The sequence below is a fragment of the Mycolicibacter virginiensis genome (assembly GCF_022374935.2).
GTDB lineage: Bacteria > Actinomycetota > Actinomycetes > Mycobacteriales > Mycobacteriaceae > Mycobacterium > Mycobacterium virginiense.
The window spans coordinates 4077348-4096349 of record NZ_CP092430.2 but is presented as its reverse complement, the minus strand read 5'-3'; the positions used below and the strand labels follow the sequence as shown (position 1 = coordinate 4096349).

Genomic DNA, 19002 nt, shown 5'->3' with positions numbered 1-19002 from the left:
AATTAAGGTGATGGCCGCGGCGCGACATCACCGAATCAACCCGGCCGACAATTCGCAATAACCACGTACGATCCGGGCCACTTCTCTATTTAATGCGGTGCACGAAGGTTACGGTAGGGTGAACAGCCATGATCTAACGGTGGAATTCTGGTGGAATTCAGATGACGCCGATATGGACTGGCTAAATGCCAGATGACAGGCAGGTCGGCCCAGGCCCGTAAGCTTCGCGAAGTGGCCGAACCGTCCGTCGCGCAGTTGCGCACGCTCCTCGATGAGCTGACCCTCCGGGACGCGGTCTACTTCGGACGGCGCCTGAAGGATCTGCGTGGCGCAAAGCCCGAGCAGGTGCGAAAGCTCGCCGAGCGGATGGGCGAGGCGCAAGCGCTGGTTGCCGCGCGCCGGGCCGCGGTGCCCGATGTCCGCTATCCCGACCTGCCGGTCAGCGGCCGCCGCGACGAGATCGCTGCGGCGATTCGGGATCACCAGGTCGTGGTGGTGGCCGGCGAGACCGGTTCCGGTAAGACCACCCAGCTGCCCAAGATCTGCCTGGAGCTCGGCCGCGGCATTCGGGGCACCATCGGTCACACCCAGCCGCGGCGGCTGGCCGCCCGCACCGTTGCGCAGCGCATTGCCGACGAATTGGCCAGCCCGCTAGGCGATGTGGTCGGGTACGCGGTCCGGTTCACCGACCGCGTGTCCGACCGAACGTGCGTCAAACTGATGACCGACGGCATCCTGCTCGCCGAGCTCGAACGGGACCGGCGGTTGCTGCGCTACGACACACTGATCATCGACGAGGCGCATGAACGCAGCCTCAACATCGACTTCCTGCTGGGCTACCTGCGCGACTTGTTGCCGCGCCGCCCCGATCTGAAGGTGATCATCACCTCGGCCACCATCGAACCCCAGCGTTTCGCAGCGCACTTCGGCGGTGAAGGTGGTGCGCCGATCGTCGAGGTGTCCGGCCGCAGCTACCCGGTGGAAATCCGGTATCGCCCGCTGGAGCTGCCGGTCAGCTCGGAGGCCGCAGATGACCCGGACGACCCGGATCAGGAGATCATCCGGACCGAGACCCGCGACGAGATCGAGGCGATCGTCGATGCGGTGCACGAACTGTCCGCCGAACCGCCCGGCGACGTCTTGGTGTTCCTGTCCGGCGAGCGCGAGATCCGCGACACCGCAGAGGCTCTCGGCGGCCTGGCCAACACCGAGATTCTGCCGTTGTACGCGCGGCTGTCCACTGCTGACCAGCAGAAGGTATTCGCTCAGGCGCGCGCCGGTCGGCGCATTGTGCTGGCCACCAACGTGGCTGAGACATCGCTGACGGTGCCGGGCATCCGCTACGTGATCGATCCGGGCAATGCGCGGATCTCCCGCTACAGCCGCCGGCTGAAGGTTCAGCGGCTACCGATCGAACCCATTTCGCAGGCGTCCGCCGCGCAGCGCAGCGGCCGGTGCGGCCGCACGGCCCCAGGGGTGTGCATTCGGCTCTACAGCGAAGCCGACTTCGACACTCGGCCGCGCTACACCGACCCGGAGGTGCTGCGCACGAACCTGGCCGCAGTGCTGTTGCGGATGGCGTCGCTGCGGCTGGGTGCGGTGGAAGACTTCGGCTTCCTCGACCCGCCCGATTCGCGCAGCATCCGTGACGGGGTCGCGCTGCTGGTCGAGCTCGGCGCGTTCACCGCGCAAGGGGCGATCACTGATGTCGGCCGCCGGCTGGCCCGGCTGCCGGTGGACCCGCGGTTGGGCCGGATGATCCTGGCCGCTGAGACCGAAGGCTGTGTTCGCGAGATGCTGGTGCTCGCCGCGGCCTTGACCATTCCCGATCCCAGGGAGCGGCCAGTCGATCGGGAGGAGGCGGCCCGGGCCATGCATGCCCGGTTCGTCGACGACGATTCCGACTTCACCGCTTATCTCAACTTGTGGTCGTATCTGTCAGAGCAGCGGAAATCTCTGAGCGGCAGTGCGTTTCGCCGGATGTGCCGCAATGAGTTCCTGCACTACCTGCGGATCCGGGAATGGCAGGACCTGGTAGGGCAACTGCGCAGCATCGCAGCCGATATCGGCATCCGTGAATCCGGCGAGCCCGCTCAGCCGGCAGCCATCCACGCTGCGTTGCTGGCCGGGTTGTTGTCGCACGTCGGGATGCGGCGCGACGACGGTCGGGAGTTCGCCGGTGCACGTAACTCGAAATTCGTGCTGGCGCCCGGCTCGGTGCTGGCCAAACGACCGCCGCGCTGGACGATGGTCGCCGAGCTGGTGGAGACCAGCCGGCTGTTCGGGCGGACCGCCGCGCGCATCCAGCCGGAAACCGTCGAGCGGGTCGCGGCAGATCTGGTGCAGCGCAGCTACAGCGAGCCGCATTGGGACGCCAAGCGCGGCGAGGTGATGGCCTTCGAGAAGGTCACGCTGTACGGACTGCCGCTGGTGGCGCGCCGCCGGGTCGGCTACGCCCGGGTGGAGCCGGTGGTGGCTCGCGAGCTGTTCATCCGGCACGCGCTGGTGGAGGGCGACTGGGTGACCCGGCACCGATTCCTCGCCGACAACGCCGCGCTGCGCGCCCAACTTCAGGAGCTGGAAGACAGGGTCCGTCGTCGCGATCTGATCGTCGACGACGACACCGTGTATTACCTCTACGACGCCCGAATTCCCGCCGACGTGGTCTCGGCACGGCACTTCGACGGCTGGTGGCGCAAGCAGCAGAAGGCCACACCCGAGCTGCTGACCTTTACGCGCGACGAGTTGCTGCGGGCCGACGAGACACTTGGCGCCGATCGGCCGGACAGTTGGGCGACCGCGGATCTCAGGTTGCCGCTGACGTATCGCTTCGAGCCGGGCGCCGCCGACGACGGGGTCACCGTCCATGTGCCGATCGATGTGCTGGCCCGCCTCGGTGGCGACGAGTTCGCCTGGCAGGTACCGGCGCTGCGCGAAGAGCTGATCACCGCGCTGATCCGGTCCCTGCCCAAGGATCTGCGACGTAACTTCGTCCCGGCACCCGACACCGCCCGTGCGGTGCTGTCGGCAATCGGGCCGGCCGGCGAGCCGCTGCTGGAGTCGCTGGTACATGAGCTTCGTCGCCGCACCGGTGTGTTGGTGCCGATCGATGCCTTCGACCTGACCAAGCTTCCCGCACACTTGAGGGTCACCTTCGCCGTGGAGGCCGCAGACGGCACCGAGGTGGCGCGCGGCAAAGACCTTGGCGTCTTGCAGGATCGATTGGCGGCATCAGCCCGCGAGGCGGTTGCCGATGCGGTCGGCGCGGAGCTGGAACGCAGCGGCCTGCGCAGCTGGCCGGACGACTTGGACACGCTGCCTCGGGCCGTGCAGCGGGTGGTGGCCGGGCGCGCTGTTCGTGGCTTCCCGGCTTTTGTCGATGGCGGCGACACCGCGCAGCTACGGGTGTTCTCCACCGAGGCGCAGCAGCGGTCCGCGCTCGGCCCTGGTATCCGCCGGTTGCTGCGCTGCGATGTTCCGTCGCCGGTCAAAGCGGTCGAGCGGCAGCTGGATTCGCCGACGCGGCTGATGCTCAAGGCGAACCCGGACGGGACGTTGGCGGCGCTCATCGACGACTGCGCCGACGCCGCGACCGACGCGTTGACGGCGGCGCCGGTGTGGACCCGAGCGGAGTACATCGCGTTGCGCACCCGGGTGGCCGGCGCGCTGGTGCCCGCCACCGTTGATGTGGTGACCCGAGTTGCGCAGGTGCTGGCCGCGGCCCGCGACACCCAAGTGGCGCTGCCGGCGCAGCCGCCTCCCGGCCAGGCCGAGGCGATCGCCGATATCGTCGGCCAGCTGGATGCGCTGCTGGCGCCCGGTTTTGTCACCGCCACCGGCCGCGCGCACCTAGGCGATCTCGTCCGCTACCTGACCGCCGTCCGTCGCCGGGTGGAGCAGCTGCCCCGCGCGTTGCAGGCCGACCGGGAACGGATGGCACGGGTGCACGCGGTGCAAGACGCCTACCGGGACCTTTTGGCGACCCTGCCTACGGCGCGCCATCGCGACAACGACGTGCGCGACATCGCGCGCCAGATCCAAGAGCTACGGGTGAGTCTGTGGGCTCAGCAGCTCGGTACCCCGCGACCGGTCAGCGAACAGCGCATCCTCAGGGCTTTAAAAGAGCTTTAGCCGCGCTACTCGCTTGAGGGCAGGGTGTGCTCGTCGGGGAACTTGCCGGTCGCCTGGAAGATCACCCGACGAGCGACCTCGACGGCGTGGTCGGCGAACCGCTCGTAGAACCGCCCAAGCAATGTCACGTCCACGGCGGCGGCCACTCCGTGCCGCCACTCCTTGTCCATCAGCACCGAGAACAGGTGCCGGTGCAGGTCATCCATCGCGTCGTCTTCTTCGCGGATCCGGGCGGCCTTCTCCGGGTCGCGGGACAGCAGCACCTCTTGCGCACTGTTGCCCAATTCGACTGCAAGCCTGCCCATTTCGGCGAAGTATCCGTTCACCTCTTCGGGCAGTGCGTGTTGCGGGTGGCGGCGGCGGGTGATCTTGGCGACGTGCAGGGCCAACGCGCCCATCCGGTCGATGTCGGCCACCATCTGAATGGAGCTGACGATGGCGCGTAGATCCCCGGCGACCGGGGCCTGCAACGCCAACAGCACGAAGGAGCTTTCCTCGGCGCGGGTACTCATCGCGGCGATCTGTTCGTGATCGGTGATCACCTGCTCGGCCAGCATCAAGTCGGCTCGCAGCAGGGCCTGTGTGGCGCGTTCCATTGCTGCCCCGGCCAAGCCGCACATCGTGCCGAGCTGTTCGGCCAGATCCGAGAGTTGCTCGTGGTACGCGGTTCGCATGCCCTCAAGACTAACCGTGGACTGCGATTCGCGCGGGTTGGGCGGGAGTGGGCGCTATTCGCAGGTGGTGTCGGCGGCGTTGGTGACAGTCAGGTCGTCGGGCAGTTCGGTCGGTTCGACGCTGGCGCCGCGGTTGAGTTGCACGCTGACCTGCGAGCCGGCGGCCACCGGCTTGGTCACGGTACGGAAGTCTGATCCCAGGACAACGCGGACGATGCTGCCCAGTCCGCTGACCCGCTCGATCGGCGCGCCTGACAGCGCCGAGGACACCGTGGCGGCGGCCTGCTCGTTTCCGGGGGAGTACAGCACTTTGGTGGCCTTGACGGTGCCGGGGTAGTCGTCGGCATTGTCGACGTTGAAGCCCCACTGCTGCAGGCCCTCGGAGGTGGCGCCGGCCAGGCCGGACTGCTCGGTGGCGTTGGATACCCGCACCGTGACATCGGCGGGCGAGGTCGTGACCGCGTGCACCTGCTCGCTGAGTGGCTTGACCGCCGGGGGGGCCGGTGCGCCGGGCAGGGAAGTCGACGGGGTCGTGGGGTTGGCTGCCGCCGTGGTGGGGACCGAGGTGGCGTTGTGGTCGTTCTCGCCGGGCAGCGGGTCGTCGTTGATGATGGCGTCGAACAGGGCCCGCACGTCATCCATCCGGGGAACCTCGTCGCCGTTCTCGTCGGTCTCACTGGTCGGCACCGTGACGAAGGTGATGTGCCCGGCGGCGACCTTCTGCAACGACTGGCCGAGGTTCACCAGGTCCTTGGTGGTGACGTTGTCCACCGAGCTGTCGCCGATGAACATGTTGACCACGTTGTTGAGCTTGGTCGGCGAGAAGAAGGTGTTGGTGGAGATCAACGAGCGCAGCAGCGACGACAAGAACAGCTGCTGGCGTTTGATGCGGCCGTAGTCGCCGTTGTCCTCGGTGGTGACGTGCCGGGCCCGCACGTAGTTCAACGCGGTGCCGCCGTTGACTCGCTGGCGTCCGGTGTCTTCGAGGACGCTGCCCAGCACGAGGTCGTAGAGCGGGCTGGGGGTGCACACCTCGACGCCGCCCAGCGCGTCGACCATCTTGCCGAATCCGACGAAGTCGACGGCCATGAACCGGTTGATCGCCAGTCCGGACAGTTTCTGGATCTCCTTGACCAGACACTTCGGCCCGCCGAAGGCGTAGGTCGAGTTCAGCTTCGTCTCGGTGTAGACGATGTCGTCGCTGTAGGTTCCGGTTTCCTCGTCGTAGATCGGCCCGTAGGCGCCGGTCACGGAGTTCCAGGCCTCGCACTGAATCGGGGTGATCGCCAGGTCGCGGGGGAACGACACCACCACCACGCGTTTACGGTTCGCCGGGATGTTGACCAGCATGATCGTGTCGGAGCGAGCTCCCTCGGCGTCCTCGGTGCTGCCGGCGCCGATGTCGCTGTTGGCGCCGGCGCGGGTGTCCGCGCCGACGATCAGGAAGTTCTCGTCGCCATACTGGCCGGCCGCATCGAGAATGTCGTGCGAGTCGGGGTCCAGCGCGCTGACGTGGTTGAGGCTGCGGTTTTTCGACGAACTCCACTGCCAGGCCGACCCGGTCAGCACCAGGGCAAGGATCGCCATCATGGCCGCGACCGCCCGGCCCGCGAGCTTCGCCCGGTGGTGGGGCCCGTGCGCGGCAGGTTCGGTGTCAGCCGGCGGTGTCTGGCGAGGCGGGTCGATTCGCGCCGGCAGCATCTCGGGCTCGCCGGATAAACCCGGCGGTTCAGCGAGGCTCGACGCAGGAGAGGTGAAGCTGGGACCGCCGTATAAACCCGGCGGTTCAGCGAGGCTCGACGCAGCAGAGGTGAAGCTGGGGCCGCCGTATAGGCCCCGCTGCATCTCGGGACCGCCGTATAGGCCCGGCGCCTCGGTGGCGGGTGCCAACTCGTCCCAGTCGGGGGCACCGGCCGGCTCGAGTGACGTGCCGTGAATACGGTCGAGGTCGGGCACTTCCGAGGGGTAGGCCACCTCGGTGATGTCGGGCATCGGGGCCGCTAGATCGGCGATTTCCAGCGCGGTGTACTCGGCCTCGGGCTCGGATACCTCGGACAAGCTGACGGGCTCCACCGGCTCGACGGGCTCGACGAACTCGGCCACTTCGGGCTTAGGCGAGGCTGAGGCGGCCCGGCGCTGGCTGCGCCCACCCGAAGGCGGAGGCTCGGCGTTGACCCTGGCGATCAGGTCGGCGACGCTCACCGACCCGTTGCGGCGCCGGGACGCGTTTCGCCGGTGCGGGACGGGAGTTTCCTCAGACGAGTTCTGCCAGCGTTCCCAGGGTGCGGGTCCCGGCGGTGTCATCGTCATCAGCTGATGGTCGCCGTCATTGTGGCCCTCCGGCGCCCAGCGGCCAGGAGTGGCGTTATCGCCGTCACTCATGTCCTCAAGGGCCTCCGAGTCCTCGGTACCGGCGCGCGTCGCTCGCACGTCGGTGCGGTACGGATGATCGGCATTGGTCTCCGCACCTGGATATGCCTGCGCAGAGACGATCCCTGCCTGGGGCAATAAGGTACTTATTCTACTGAGAACTTTCCAGACACGCGATGTCGACAAAGTCTCATTTCAGCCACCCGAGTGCATAATGTCCGCCCCGGCCGGCACCGCACAGTCGTCGGGGTCGTCGAGCCACCCTTCGGGCAGGGTGACCTTGGCCGGCGAGCCCTGTCGCCCGCGGGGGCCGGTGGCGGCCGCGGGGAAGGGGACCGAGCCGTCCAGCTGCTTGAGCAGTTCGTCGAGCTCGGACAGTGTGGTCACCATCGCCAGCTCGCGCCGCAGCTCGGAACCGGCGGGGAATCCGTGCAGGTACCAGGCGACATGCTTGCGGATCTCGCGCATGCCCTTGTCCTCGCCGAAGTGCTGGGCCAGCAGTTCGCCGTGGCGGCGAATGATGTCGGCGACTTCGCCCAACGTGGGTGGGGTCGGTGTGGGCCGGCCCGCGAAAGCCGCCGAGAGCTCGCCGAACAACCAGGGGCGACCCAGGCAGCCGCGGCCGATCACCACCCCGTCACAACCAGTGGCCGCCATCATGGCCAGGGCATCGCCGGCTTCGAAGATGTCGCCGTTGCCCAGAACCGGAATCGAGCGGACCTGCGCTTTGAGCGCCGCGATCTGCTCCCAGTCGGCGGTGCCGGAGTAGCGCTGCGACGCGGTCCGGGCGTGCAGGGCTACCGCCGCGGCCCCTTCGGCCTCGGCGATGCGTCCGGCGTCCAGGTGGGTGTGGTGGGCGTCGTCGATGCCGATGCGGAACTTCACGGTCACCGGAATGTCGGTGCCGGCCGTGCCACGCACCGCCGCGGCGACGATGTTGCCGAAGAGCCGGCGCTTGTAGGGCAGCGCCGACCCGCCGCCGAGGCGGGTCACCTTGGGCACCGGGCAGCCGAAATTCATGTCGATATGGTCGGCGAGTCCTTCATCGGCGATCATCTTCGCCGCGGCGTAAGTGGTGTCGGGATCGACGGTGTAGAGCTGCAGCGAGCGTGGTGACTCCTCCGGCCCGAACGTCGTCATGTGCAGGGTGGCGGGGTGTCGTTCGACCAGCGCGCGTGCGGTCACCATCTCGCAGACATAGAGCCCGCTGACCGTTCCGGCCCGGGACTGTTCCAGCTCGCGGCAGAGCGTGCGGAATGCGACGTTGGTGACGCCGGCCATCGGGGCCAGCACCACGGGACTGGCAAGCTGAAGCGAACCGATCCTCAGCGCGGACTGCGAGCGCGGCGGAGCCGGGTGACGCAGGTCGCCGCCGTTGCCTACGCCACCGACTACGGCGCTGATGGCTCCAACACCTTCTTGGCGGCGCGCTTCTCGGCCATCTTGGCCTCCCGCTCGAGCCGGCGTTGCTTGGCCAGCTCAAACTTCTCGCACGTCTCGTCCAGCTCGGCGACGATCTTGGCGATCCCCTCCTGGTAGCGGGCCGCTTCGCCGCTGAAGCTCCGCTCGAGGATGCCCCACTTCTTCAGCACCGGCATCACCACGTCGTCGCGGTGGATCATCGGGTCGTAGACGCCGCCGACCGCGATGATCACGGCCTTACGACGAAACTCCGGCACGACGAATCCGGGCATCTGGAAGTTGGCCAGCACCCGGTGCAGCGAGCGCATCGCCTGTTCCGGTGCGATGTCGAAGCCGACGGCGCTCACATCGCGGTAGAAGATCATGTGCAGGTTCTCGTCGTGCGAGATCCGTGCCAGCAGCTGGTCGGCGATGGGGTCGTTGCAGGCCTGGCCGGTGTTGCGGTGCGAGATCCGGGTGGCCAGTTCCTGGAAGCTCACGTAGATGACCGAGTCGAACAGGCTCTCGGCGAACAGGTCATCTTGGACCTGGTGGTTCTGGCCCGGGCTGAAGCCGCGATTGACGGTCTCCATCCGCAGCGTTTCCAGTTCGATGGGGTCGCAGTTGCGGGTGACCACCAGGTAGTCGCGCAGCGCGATGCCGTGGCGGTTCTCCTCAGCGGTCCAGCGGTTGACCCAGGTGCCCCAGGGGGCGTCCATGGTGAAGTTCATCGCGATCTCGCGGTGATACGAGGGCAAGTTGTCCTCGGTCAGCAGGTTCTGCACCATTGCCGTCCGGGCGACTTCGGACAGTTTCGACTGCTCGGGATGCCAATCCTGTCCGCCGAGCGCGTAGTAGTTCTTGCCCTCCGACCACGGGATGTAGTCGTGGGGGTTCCAGTCCTTGGCCATGGAGAAGTGTCGGTTGATGAGTTTTTCCACGACGGGCTCGAGCTCGTGCAGCAACTCCACGTCGGTCCATTCCCGCGTCATGCCAGCTCCCCAGATATCTGTGTCGACTAGTTGCAGGCAATATATCTGTGTCTGTCGGTAGCATCAAGTTTTCGCGGTGCGTGTTCGGGTGCGACTTGCGCCCCCGCCTAGCGCACGATCTGCGCGGTGAGCAGCATCTCCACGCAAAAGTCGATGAATTGGCTGCGGCCGGCTTCGAGTCGGCCGTTGAGGTAAGCGGCGAACAGGGTGGTCAGCGCGCCGATCAGCCCGGTTGCCACCATCTGCTGGACCGCCGCATCGCCAATGTGAGTAAGGGTGCGTTGCAGCATCACGATGAAATCCGGCATCCACTTGGCGCCGGCGCTGGCCAGGATCGGCTCCCGCTCCGGGGCCAGCAGCAGCACCCGGCCTCGCGCCGGGTCGTCGACCATCAGGGTGATGAAGCATTCCACGCCTTCGCGGGGATTTCGGGCCGACAGCAGCGCCGCCAACGCCCGCGTGCACACGTCGTCATATACCTCGCGCACAAACTCGTCGCGGTCGGCGAAGCTCTCGTAGAAATAGCGCTCGGTCAGCGCGGCCGCGCGACATACCGATCGGATAGTCAGCGTGGGTCCACGTGCATCACCGAGCAACTGCACCCCGACGGCGAGAAACTCGTCTCGGCGTAAGGCCTGACGCTCTGCCAGTGGGACCCCGGACCAGCGGCCCCGGCGTTGACTGGAAGACAATTCGCATCTCCCCTCGGCTCGATTTGACAACGTGCGTAGTCAAATTCGGCGACGCTCGATGTGGGTTCCATCATGACGTAAGGCGTTCGGGCCAAGTGAACGCCCCGCCGGGGCGTGTCGGCCGGTGACGCCGGGCCGTGGCGGCCACACGACGTCCCATTGGTCCAGACAATAAGGCCGACAGGCCCGGAGCCCTCGCTCTTGACTCTGCGCTTGCCGCTGCGGAATAGTGTTCTTCGGAAAGAAGAATGACGTATGTTGTCCGGACAAATCCGCGATCTCGGTGCCCGGCGGGCATCCAAATCGCGGGCTGTGCCAGGTGAAAGCGGGTCATGGCGGATCACTGCACTCCTCCCAGCCTGTTGAGCGATTTCAATCCCCTGGACCTTCGCGGCCGGATCGTGGTGGTGTCGGGCGCCGGCGGCGGCGGGATCGGCACGACGATCACCGCGATGGCCGCGCAGGCGGGGGCCACCGTGATCGCGGTGAGTCGCTCGCAGGAGAACCTCGACGAGCACATCGCGCCGCTGGCGGAGCGGGGTCTGTCGGTGATATCCGTGGCGGCCGACGCGTCCACTGACGAGGGCGTCGCCACGGTGCTCGAAGTGGCGCAACGTGCCGATGGACAGCTCTACGGGCTCGTCAACGTCGCCGGTGGTGCCGAACCGGCGACCTGGATGCCGTCCACCAGGGTGTCGCGCGCCGATTGGCGAAAGATCTTCACGCACAACCTGGAGACCGCGTTCTTCATGAGTCGCGCGGTCGCCGCCGCACTGGTGGCCCAGCAGCGGGCGGGCTCGATCGTGTCGATCTCCTCGATCAGCGGGATGAACACCGCGCCGTTCCATATCGCCTACGGCACAGCAAAGGCCGCGATCGTCGCGATGACCCGCACCATGGCCGTCGAGTTGGCAGCGGCCGGGATTCGGGTCAACGCGGTGGCTCCGGGCGTCACCAACACCGCGGCCTCGGCCACCTACACCGACACCGACCCCGATCGCGACCTGCAGGCGATCGCCATGGGGCGACGCGGACGGCCCGAGGAACAGGCCGGGCCGATCCTGTTTCTGCTCTCCGATCTGGCCAGCTACATCACCGGGCAGACCTTGCTGGTCGACGGCGGGCTGAACCTGAAATGGAGTCACCTCGACGCCGACAACACCTCGCTGTTTCTCAAGGACGACACCTTCCGCGCGGCGATAAGGAGGATGTGATGACCAACCCGGTCGAGGGTTCAGACGAAGAACTGGCCAGCCCAGTCACGATCGGTGTTGAGGCCTACACCTGCCCGAACTACGCCCGCGCCGAGCGAGACAAGTTGTGGCACAAGGTATGGCAGCAGGTCGGGCGGGTCGAAGATCTGCCGGAGGTGGGCAGTTACCTCACCTACGACATCCTCGACGACTCGATCATCGTCGTCCGCAGCGGACCAGACTCTTTTCATGCGCACCACAACGTCTGTATGCACCGCGGCCGGCGGCTGGTCGACACCCCCGCCGGGGCGAAGAACGCCTGCGCGCGCACCCGCAAATCGTTCGTCTGCGGTTTCCATGGCTGGACTTACGGACTCGACGGAGCCTGCACCCACATTCGCGAACAGGACGACTGGCAAGGCACTCTGACGCCCGCGAACACCCACCTGGGTCCGGTGCGCGTCGACACCTGGGGTGGCTGGCTTTGGATCAACATGGACCCCGACTGTGAATCGCTGGCGGACTACCTGTTTCCGGCCGCGAAGATCCTCGACCCGTTCGGGCTGGAGAACATGCGCTACAAGTGGCGCAAATGGCTTGAGTTCGACTGCAATTGGAAGGTCGCCATGGAGGCCTTCAACGAGACCTACCACGTCTACACAACCCATCCGGAGTTCAACAAGTTCGGTGAGTTCAAGGGCTGGGCGCGGGTGCAGGGCAGGCACAGCAACCTCGGCTACGACGCCCCCGAGGACCTAGAGGCGACCAAGTCGAAGATCCGGCTGGGGACCGGAGCCGATCCGCGGGTGTCGACCGCGGAGATGCAGGTCTACACCATGGAGGAGACCAACGCCACCACCACCGCAACGCTGGTCAACGCCGCCAAGCGACTGGTAGACGAGCTGCCCGAGGGCACTCCGGCCGACAAGGTCCTCGAGCACTGGCTCGCTTCGGCGCGCCGCGACGACGCAGCTCGCGGGGTCGTCTGGCCGACGATTCCCACCGATGTGCTCGGGCAGGCCGGCACCGCCTGGCAGATCTTCCCGAACTTCCAGATCGGCCAGGGACTGACCAGTGCGCTGTGCTACAGCGCTCGGCCGCACCCCAGCTACAACCCCGACAAGTGCATCTTCGAGGTCTCGGTGTTCGAACTCTTTCCCAAAGGTGAAGAACCGCAGACTGAATGGGAATACACCCCGGTGGGCGATCCGGGCTGGCGCTCGGTTCTCCCGCAGGACTTCTCCAACATGGCCGCGGTGCAGCAGGGAATGAAATCCCTCGGCTATCCCGGCGCCAAACCCAACCCCTACCGGGAACGCGCCATCGTCAACCTGCACCACCAGTTGTCGAAGTACATGGGCGCCGGTGCGCCTCAAGAAATCCCGACAGGAAACGATCGATGACGGACTGCCCGCCGACCCAGACCCCGGACGACTTCGACATCGAAGCGCTCCGGAGCAAGTACGCCGCCGAGCGTGCCAAACGCGTTCGCTCCGACGGCTCGCAGCAGTACCTCGAACTCAAGGATGACTTCGTGGAGTTCGCCGAGGTCGATCCGCACACCGCGGTGACTCCGCGTGAACCCATCGATGCCGATATCGAGGTCGTGGTCCTCGGCGGTGGGATCTCCGGACTGCTTGCCGGCGCCTACCTGAAAAAGGCCGGCGTGGCCGACGTGCGGGTTATCGAGATGGGCGGCGACTTCGGCGGTGTCTGGTATTGGAACCGGTTCCCCGGAATCCAATGCGACAACGACGCATACTGCTATGTCCCGCTGCTCGAAGAGCTCGACTTCATCCCGTCCAAGAAGTTCGCCGACGGTGCCGAGATCTTCCAGCACTGCCAGAACATCGGCAAGCACTTCGGCCTCTACGACGGGGCGATCTTCTCGACCCAGGTGCGCACCGCCCGCTGGGACGAGGAGATCAAGCGCTGGCGGCTGACGACGAACCGGGGCGACGACCTGCGGGCGCGTTTCGTGGTGATGGCACAGGGCTCCTACAACCGGCCCAAGTTGCCCGGCATTGCGGGCATCAAGGACTTCATGAACGCGGGCGGCCACGTCTTCCACTCGGCCCGCTGGGATTACGACTACACCGGCGGCGACGCGAACGGTGGCCTGGACAAGCTGGCGGACAAATCCGTAGCTCTGGTGGGCACCGGCGCCACTGGTGTGCAGCTGGTCCCGCACCTGGGTCGGGATGCCAAGCAGCTCTATGTTTTCCAGCGCACGCCATCCTCGGTCGACTTCCGCCGAAATGAGCCCACCGACCCGCAGTGGGCCGCATCGTTGCAACCGGGTTGGCAGGCCGAACGCAAGCGAAACTTTCACCGCTGGTCGCCGTTCGAAGGCGTGGTGTTCGACGCCCCCGATATGGTGTGCGACTTCTGGACCGAGTTGGGTCGCAACCTGACCGCTCGCATCGGTGCCAGTCCCGACCCGATGGCTCTCGGTGTCGAGGAGATCATGGCGATGCGGGAGGAGGAGGACTACAAGATCATGGAGCGGCTGCGTCGCCGCATCGACGGTATCGTCGACGATCCGCAGACCGCTGAGGCGCTCAAGCCGTACTACCGGTTCATGTGCAAGCGCCCGACCTCCAGCGACACCTACCTGCCTGCGTTCAATCGTCCCAATGTCACCCTGGTCGACGTAGCCGAATCCAAGGGAATCGAAAAGCTCACGGAGAAAGGCGTTGTCGCGGGCGGCGTCGAGTACGAGGTCGACTGCGTCATCTTCGCCAGTGGTTTCGAGATATCCACCGAGATCAGCCGTCGGTACGCGATCGACGTCATCGAGGGCCGCGACGGGATATCACTGTTTGACCACTGGCGCGACGGGTATCAAACCTTGCACGGGATGACCAGCCGCGGGTTCCCCAATCAGTTCCACACCGGCTTCATCCAGGGCGGCGTGTCGGCGAACACCACCGCGATGTTCGAGCAGCAGGCCGAGCACATCGCCTACATCATCGCCGAGGCCCTCAATCGCAAGGCGACGGTCGTCGAGCCCAGTCAGGAGGGCCAGGACGCCTGGGTCAACACCATCCGCGAGCTGGCATTCGACAACTCGGCATTCGACTTATCCTGCACCCCAGGCTATTACAACAACGAGGGTCGCGGCTTCGGCGACGCCAGCCGATCGTTCCTGGGCGAGGTGTACTCGCCGGGCTTCTACGCCTTCGACGATCTGTTGAGGCAGTGGCGCGACGCCGGCGATCTGAACGGATTGGATCTGCGATGACCGCCACCACATTCGCGACGCGAGATCTCACTGAGCGCATCGGAACCGAAGTGCTGGCCGACAAGGAAGCGTTGCTGTCAGGCGTGCACGCCGGGGCTATCCGTGAACTGCTCGAGCGGCGTGGCGTTCTGGTGTTCCCGAAGATCGGGTTGACCGATACCGAGCAGGTCGCGTTCACTGAGACCCTCGGCACTTTGGCGCCCGAACGCGACGGCGAGGCGGTCTATGACGTCACGCTCGACACCACGGTGAACAAGCAGGCCGACTATCTCAAGGGGTCGTTCTACTGGCATCTCGACGGCACCATGAACGAGGTGCCGATCTTGGCGTCGCTGTTGTCCAGCAAGGTGTTGCCGGCTGGCGGTGGCGGGGACACGGAGTTCTGCAACACCTACGCGGCCTACGACGATCTCGCCGAGGACGACAAGGGTCGGATCGCTTCGTTGCGCGCGATGCATTCGGCGTGGAACACGCTGCTGTACTACGACCCAGAGCCCGAGTTCGCGGCGCTACGTCAGATGATGGCGATCGGGGAGTGTGAGCTACCGGTGGTCTGGACGCACCGCTCCGGGCGCAAGTCGTTGATCTTGGGCTGCACCGCCAGCCACATCGTCGGGATGGACCACCGGGACAGCGCCGCAACGCTGGTCCGGCTGCGCGATTGGGCGACCCGGCCGCAGTTCGTCTACCGGCACCAGTGGTCGGTTGGGGATCTGGTGATGTGGGACAACACCGGAACCATGCACCGAGCGTTGCCGTATGCCCCCGACTCGGGCCGGATGCTGCAGCGGACCAAGCTCGCCGGTGAGGAACCGTTCGCTTGAGCGCACCACCTCCGTTGCGCTTCGATGGCCGTGTCGCCGTCGTGACCGGCGGCGGGCGGGGGCTGGGCCGCGCCTACGCACTGTTGCTGGCGCAACGCGGAGCCACCGTCGTCGTCAATGACACCGGTGCCGGCCTGACCGGCGACGGCCCGCACGAAGACCCGGCCGAGCGGGTCGCCGCCGAGATCCGCGATGCGGGCGGCGCCGCGGTGGCCTGCACCGCGTCGGTCGCCACACCCGAGGGCGGCGAGACCATCATCGGCGCCGCGCTGGAGCGCTACGAGCGGGTCGACATCCTGATCCACAATGCCGGAAACGTCCGTCGGGCCCCGTTACGTGAGATGAGTGCGGAAGACTTCGACGCGGTGCTGGACGTGCACCTGCGTGGCGCCTTCCATGTGGTGCGGGCGGCCTTCGGCGCCATGTGTGACGCAGGATACGGTCGCATAGTGCTGACCTCGTCGATCGGCGGAATCTACGGCAACGCCGATGTGGCCAACTATGCGGCCGCGAAGGCGGGCGTGATCGGGCTGAGCAACGTCGCGGCGCTGGAGGGCGCGGCGCACGGAGTCCGCTGCAACGTGGTGGTCCCGGCGGCGGTGACCCGGATGGCCGAGGGGATCGACACCTCGGCGTACCCGCCGATGGAACCCGAACTGGTCGCGCCGCTGGTGGGTTGGTTGGCACACGAATCCTGCTCGGTCACCGGCGAAGTGCTGATCGCCCTGGCCGGGCGGGTAGCCCGCGCCGCGCTGGTTGAAAGCCCCGGCGTTTATCAACCGTCCTGGACCATCGAGGACATCGACGCCCGGATCGAACAGATCCGCGACGTCACCGAACCGGTGAGCTTCCCGGTGGTGCCCGACGGGCACGCCGCGCACATCCGATACAGCTTCGGGATGGCGCAGACAGACGGAACCCAGTAGTAGAAGGAGACTTGTGATGCGCGAATACACCCAGTTCTACATCGACGGCCGGTGGGTGGACCCGGTTGAGGCGAAGACGCTCGACGTCGACAATCCGGCCACCGAAAAGGTATGCGGGAAGATCGCACTGGGCTCGGCGGCAGACGTCGACCTCGCGGTGGCCGCGGCCCGGCGGGCCTTTGACAGCTGGTCGCAGAGCAGCCGCGCGGAACGGCTGGATCTACTGCAGGCGATCCTCGCCGAGTACCAACGGCGCAGCGGCGACCTGGCCGACGCGGTGAACGAAGAGATGGGTGCGCCGCCCAGCCTGGCTGCCGGAGTGCAGATCAATCTCGGGGCCGGTCATCTCGTCACGGCGATCGACGCACTGAAGAACTTCTCGTTCAGTGAGCAGCGCGGCGACACCCTGGTGGAGCGCGAGCCGATCGGGGTATGCGGTCTCATCACGCCGTGGAACTGGCCGCTGAACCAGATTGCGGTGAAGGTCTACCCGGCGTTGTCCACCGGCTGCACCATGGTGCTCAAGCCATCTGAGGTCGCGCCGTTCTCGGCCTACATCTTCACCGAGATCATGGACGCCGCGGGCGTCCCGGCCGGCGTGTACAACATGGTCAACGGTGACGGACCCGGAGTCGGCTCGGCGCTGTCGCGGCACCCGGACGTCGACATGGTGTCGTTCACCGGCTCCACCCGCGCCGGCGTCGCGGTGGCCGAGAACGCCGCCCCGACCGTGAAACGGGTGACCCAGGAGTTGGGCGGCAAGAGTGCCAACATCGTGCTCGACGACGACGCGTTCGTCGACAGCGTCACCGCCGGGGTGTCGACCATGATGGTCAACTCCGGGCAGAGTTGTAACGCGCCGTCGCGGATGTTGGTGCCGAACTCGCGCATGGACGAGGCCATCGCGATCGCCCATGCGGTCGCCGAACAGGTAAAGGTCGGCGACCCCGCCGATCCGAAAGCGATCGGTCCGGTGGCGTCAGCGGCGCAGTTCGCCAAGGTGCAGGGCCTGATCGAGCAGGGCATTGCCGAGGGCGCCACGGTCGCCGCCGGCGGCGCCGGCCGGCCCGACGGGATCGACACCGGTTACTTCGTCCGGCCGACGGTCTTCGCACGGGTAACGAACCAGATGACGATCGCGCGCGAAGAGATCTTCGGCCCGGTGTTGTGCATCCTCGGCTATGACGATCTGGACGAGGCTGTCGAGATCGCCAACGACACCGAGTACGGTTTGGCCGGCTACGTCTCGGGCGCTGACCTCGACGCCGCGCGGGGTATCGCTCGCCGGATTCGAGCCGGCTGGGTTGCCATCAACCACGCCTTCGACTTGAACGCGCCGTTCGGCGGCTACAAGCGCAGCGGCAACGGCCGCGAGTGGAGCGACGCCGGATTCCACGAATACCTGGAGACCAAGAGCACTTTGGGCTACGGGGTCGGTGCCACCGGCTGAGAGCCGGTGGCCGGCGGTCACCGCCGACCTATTCGTAGTGCACGGTGATCGAGCCGCCCTCGGGCAGGCCCTGGCAGGTCAGGATGTAACCGTCGGCGACCTCGTCGTCGTCGAGCACGGTGTTGTTGATCATGGTCGCGCTGCCCTCGGTGATGTGCGCGATGCAGGTGCCGCAGTTGCCCGCTTCGCAGGAGAACGGGGGAGCCAGTCCGGCCCGCCGGGCGCTTTCCAGCAGGGTCTCGCGGGCAACCCGCGGCACCGATTCCTTCTGGCGCCCGAGGTGGATCGTCACCGTCCCGGTCACCTCGGCGTCGGTGCTGGGCGCTGGGGCCGCCTCCGAAGACGCCGAGGGCGCCGGTGCAGCCGCCACATCGAAGTCCTCGATGAACAGCCGACCCGGACCGGGCCACGCCGCGCGCACCACATCCATGAATCCGGCCGGTCCGCACACGTAGCAGTCCGCGTCGGTGTCGGCGCCGACAAATGCGGTGACCGCCGCGGCGTCGAGTAGGCCGTCGTCGGCATCGCAATGGCGCAGAACGGACAGTCGGCCGGGGTAGCGGGCGGCAAGTTCGTCCAATGCGCCCGTGAAAATCGCCGCGGAGGCGTCGCGATCGGCGCAGAGCAGTCGTACGGCGCGGTCGGTGGTCGCCAGTGCGCTCTTGGCGAGCGACAGGATGGGCGTGATTCCGCTGCCACCGGAGAACGCGAGCAGCGGAGCCGTCGACTCCTGCAGGCAGAAGATCCCCGCCGCACGGGTCATGACCAGCTCGTCGCCTTCGGCGATGTTGTCCAGCAGCCAGTTCGACACCTTGCCGCCGGGAACACGTTTGACCGTGGTCATCAGCTCGGTGTCGGACTCGGGTGCGCTCGACATCGAGTAGGAGCGGTACAGCTCTTCGCCGTCCACCCGCACCTGGAACGTCGAGTACTGACCGGCCCGGTAGGGAAACGGCGTCTCGTGCGGCGACAGCACGAACGTGTAGGCATCGGCCGTCTCCTTGACGATGCGCGTCACGGTCGCTCGCTGGAAAACATGAGTGACCGCCATGCCCACCCCTTCCGGTTTGCGTTCTTCGCTTTAGAGAATACTATTCTCTCAAAC

At 66.6% G+C, this 19002-nt stretch carries 13 protein-coding genes; 7 read left to right on the top strand and 6 right to left on the bottom strand.

The window, feature by feature from the left end:
• The first annotated feature begins 231 nt into the window (after positions 1-231).
• Entirely contained in the window at positions 232-4131 is a 3900-nt protein-coding gene (hrpA, locus tag MJO54_RS19910) for an ATP-dependent RNA helicase HrpA (protein WP_240175371.1), read from the top strand.
• Between the two features lie 5 nt (positions 4132-4136).
• On the opposite strand, the gene phoU is transcribed toward hrpA, so the two are convergent.
• The 5 genes from phoU to MJO54_RS19885 all read right to left on the bottom strand — a co-directional run bounded on the left by phoU (position 4137) and on the right by MJO54_RS19885 (position 10260).
• On the bottom strand, positions 4137-4805 hold the full coding sequence (gene phoU, locus MJO54_RS19905; RefSeq protein ID WP_240175370.1) for a phosphate signaling complex protein PhoU: 669 nt from the start codon (positions 4803-4805) through the stop codon (positions 4137-4139).
• A gap of 54 nt (positions 4806-4859) precedes the next feature.
• Entirely contained in the window at positions 4860-7115 is a 2256-nt protein-coding gene (locus MJO54_RS19900) for an LCP family protein (RefSeq protein ID WP_434085452.1), read from the bottom strand.
• 255 nt (positions 7116-7370) lie between these two features.
• Positions 7371-8540: a tRNA dihydrouridine synthase DusB gene (dusB, locus tag MJO54_RS19895; protein ID WP_259602902.1), complete on the bottom strand. Its 1170-nt coding sequence runs from the start codon at positions 8538-8540 to the stop codon at positions 7371-7373.
• A gap of 26 nt (positions 8541-8566) precedes the next feature.
• Positions 8567-9568, bottom strand: coding sequence for an acyl-ACP desaturase (locus MJO54_RS19890; protein ID WP_046282759.1), 1002 nt, complete (start codon positions 9566-9568; stop codon positions 8567-8569).
• 107 nt (positions 9569-9675) lie between these two features.
• Positions 9676-10260, bottom strand: coding sequence for a TetR/AcrR family transcriptional regulator (locus tag MJO54_RS19885; protein WP_064889871.1), 585 nt, complete (start codon positions 10258-10260; stop codon positions 9676-9678).
• Between the two features lie 332 nt (positions 10261-10592).
• Here MJO54_RS19885 and MJO54_RS19880 point away from each other — a divergent pair, with 332 nt between their 5' ends.
• The 6 genes from MJO54_RS19880 to MJO54_RS19855 are packed head-to-tail and all read left to right on the top strand — an operon-like array spanning position 10593 to position 17897.
• Positions 10593-11474 (top strand): SDR family NAD(P)-dependent oxidoreductase, encoded by an 882-nt coding sequence (locus MJO54_RS19880; protein ID WP_240175369.1) that lies wholly within the window; start codon positions 10593-10595, stop codon positions 11472-11474.
• Complete coding sequence (locus MJO54_RS19875; RefSeq protein WP_064889876.1) at positions 11474-12856, top strand: aromatic ring-hydroxylating oxygenase subunit alpha; 1383 nt, start codon at positions 11474-11476, stop codon at positions 12854-12856. The genes MJO54_RS19880 and MJO54_RS19875 overlap by 1 nt, the downstream gene beginning before the upstream one ends.
• The gene (locus tag MJO54_RS19870) at positions 12853-14697 is read left to right on the top strand and encodes a flavin-containing monooxygenase (RefSeq protein ID WP_046282763.1); all 1845 of its coding nucleotides are present in this window, start codon (positions 12853-12855) and stop codon (positions 14695-14697) included. The genes MJO54_RS19875 and MJO54_RS19870 overlap by 4 nt, the downstream gene beginning before the upstream one ends.
• Positions 14694-15521: a TauD/TfdA dioxygenase family protein gene (locus tag MJO54_RS19865; protein ID WP_046282764.1), complete on the top strand. Its 828-nt coding sequence runs from the start codon at positions 14694-14696 to the stop codon at positions 15519-15521. Before MJO54_RS19870 ends, MJO54_RS19865 begins: the two co-directional genes overlap by 4 nt.
• On the top strand, positions 15518-16447 hold the full coding sequence (locus tag MJO54_RS19860; RefSeq protein ID WP_064889880.1) for an SDR family NAD(P)-dependent oxidoreductase: 930 nt from the start codon (positions 15518-15520) through the stop codon (positions 16445-16447). The genes MJO54_RS19865 and MJO54_RS19860 overlap by 4 nt, the downstream gene beginning before the upstream one ends.
• 16 nt (positions 16448-16463) lie before the next feature.
• Positions 16464-17897 carry an aldehyde dehydrogenase family protein gene (locus MJO54_RS19855; protein WP_046282766.1) on the top strand — a complete coding sequence of 478 codons (1434 nt, stop codon included), beginning with the start codon at positions 16464-16466 and terminating at the stop codon, positions 17895-17897.
• Between the two features lie 28 nt (positions 17898-17925).
• On the opposite strand, the gene MJO54_RS19850 is transcribed toward MJO54_RS19855, so the two are convergent.
• On the bottom strand, positions 17926-18948 hold the full coding sequence (locus tag MJO54_RS19850) for a ferredoxin--NADP reductase (RefSeq protein WP_064889882.1): 1023 nt from the start codon (positions 18946-18948) through the stop codon (positions 17926-17928).
• Positions 18949-19002 lie beyond the last annotated feature (54 nt).

Coding starts and splice junctions, on each gene's coding strand:
- phoU (WP_240175370.1), bottom strand. CDS start 4,805: ATGCGAACCGCGTACCACGAGCAACTCTCGGATCTGGCCGAACAGCTC.
- MJO54_RS19900 (WP_434085452.1), bottom strand. CDS start 7,115: ATGACGATGACACCGCCGGGACCCGCACCCTGGGAACGCTGGCAGAAC.
- MJO54_RS19890 (WP_046282759.1), bottom strand. CDS start 9,568: ATGACGCGGGAATGGACCGACGTGGAGTTGCTGCACGAGCTCGAGCCC.
- MJO54_RS19880 (WP_240175369.1), top strand. CDS start 10,593: ATGGCGGATCACTGCACTCCTCCCAGCCTGTTGAGCGATTTCAATCCC.
- MJO54_RS19875 (WP_064889876.1), top strand. CDS start 11,474: ATGACCAACCCGGTCGAGGGTTCAGACGAAGAACTGGCCAGCCCAGTC.
- MJO54_RS19870 (WP_046282763.1), top strand. CDS start 12,853: ATGACGGACTGCCCGCCGACCCAGACCCCGGACGACTTCGACATCGAA.
- MJO54_RS19865 (WP_046282764.1), top strand. CDS start 14,694: ATGACCGCCACCACATTCGCGACGCGAGATCTCACTGAGCGCATCGGA.
- MJO54_RS19855 (WP_046282766.1), top strand. CDS start 16,464: ATGCGCGAATACACCCAGTTCTACATCGACGGCCGGTGGGTGGACCCG.
- MJO54_RS19850 (WP_064889882.1), bottom strand. CDS start 18,948: ATGGCGGTCACTCATGTTTTCCAGCGAGCGACCGTGACGCGCATCGTC.